The sequence below is a fragment of the uncultured Campylobacter sp. genome (assembly GCF_937997595.1).
GTDB lineage: Bacteria > Campylobacterota > Campylobacteria > Campylobacterales > Campylobacteraceae > Campylobacter_B.
In genome coordinates this window covers 1-1,004 of sequence record NZ_CALKTS010000211.1, presented here as the reverse complement: position 1 = coordinate 1,004, position 1,004 = coordinate 1, and the positions used below count along the sequence as shown (strand labels likewise).

General features: G+C 40.9%; 1 protein-coding gene and 1 pseudogene. One reads left to right on the top strand and one right to left on the bottom strand.

The genetic code is table 11. The features are described 5' to 3' along the window. Window positions 1-197, top strand: a pseudogene (locus Q0614_RS07350) (ABC transporter ATP-binding protein); the annotation flags it as partial. A gap of 275 nt (window positions 198-472) precedes the next feature. Here Q0614_RS07350 and Q0614_RS07345 read toward each other — a convergent pair. After that, window positions 473-1,004, bottom strand: a 532-nt coding sequence (locus Q0614_RS07345) for a hypothetical protein (protein ID WP_298787677.1), incomplete at its 5' end; no start/stop codon positions are given.

Below are 1,004 nucleotides of genomic sequence, written 5' to 3'. Positions count from 1 at the left end.
AGATCTCAAACGTCATCGAAAAGATCAAACAAAGCAAAATCGTCTTTGTAATCGCTCACCGCCTATCCACGATCGAGCGCGCGGATAATATCGCCGTGATGAAAAACGGCCGCATCCTCGCTATCGGCACCGACGCGAAGCTAACGGGCGAATGCGAAGAGTATCGCAGCCTAAAGGGGATTATGCAAAACAGCTAAAATTTTAAATTCCGCGCCTTTTGCGCCCCGGTTTTGCTCTATGAAATTTTGAAATTTTAGCTTTGAAGCAAGTCGTATAAATTTATCCGCAAAGATTGAAATTTTACCTTTAAATTTAGCCGCGCGGATCGTTATTTTGGCTACAGAGCTTTTTATCCGGATTAAAATTTATCTTAAAATTTTAGCGCTTCATTGCAGGCTGCCATAAATTTAAAGGCTTGCGCCGTTTTAAAACCGCTGCGGTAAAATTTTATCGCACGCTGGGCTTTTCGGCGCTACCTGCACTTGATCTTAGGCATCTGCGGTAAAATTTTAGCTTTATTTTCCTTTATAAATTTTCGCATCTTTTTAAAATCTCTATCCGAATCAAAATTTTTCGCGTATTGCACAAGTACAAGTCCGCAGCTTTGCATATCTGCAACCATTAGATCGACTTCATATTTATTGAAATTAGGATCTCCGGGGGCGGGCGGATTGAGGAGTACTATTATAGCTTGCGTATGGCTGGTCTTTAAAATGCCGAAGGAACGTCGATCCTCTTGTTTTTTTCCCGCATTGGCCTCTTCGATCGCTTGATATATCCCATACGCATACTCATCGATATTTTTTACGTCGTTGAAATATGATATAGATACGAGCTTACTCCAGCCAAATCCTTCCTCACCGTTTAAAAAATAATATGCCGCCGCAAGATTTTTATACTTTCTGGTAAAAGTTTCTCCATCTATCTTAATGCTATACGGTAACTCTATCGCGCTATATGCTTCCTTTACCTTGGGATCCTCCAATATATATACCTTGCCTCGA